The following is a 222-nucleotide window of genomic DNA, read 5'->3' as shown; positions in this document are numbered from 1 at the left end:
CTCGACGAGGTCTTCCACGACGACCCGGTCGACGGCGTGCTGCACGTCGTCGCCAACGGGCTGGCGACCGGCCGGCGCCCGGCCGGGACCACCGGCGCCGTCGCGGGCGACCGCGAGGAGCCGCTGGCCCGCGAGCTGGAGGACTGGACGGTCACCGCCCCCCGGATCGCCGCGATGGCGGTGCGCCGGCCGCGACCGACCTGGCTGGTCGTCGTGGTCACC

Annotated in this window: 1 protein-coding gene; it reads left to right on the top strand. The window is 77.9% G+C overall.

The window, feature by feature from the left end:
* Positions 1-222 (top strand): hypothetical protein (locus tag QWY28_RS24020; RefSeq protein WP_300955405.1); only part of this gene is annotated, 222 nt, incomplete at both ends.

The sequence above is a fragment of the Nocardioides oceani genome (genome assembly GCF_030412965.1).
Classification (GTDB): Bacteria; Actinomycetota; Actinomycetes; order Propionibacteriales; family Nocardioidaceae; genus Nocardioides; species Nocardioides oceani.
The sequence above is the reverse complement of the archived record's forward strand: the minus strand, read 5'-3'. Positions and strand labels throughout refer to the sequence as shown.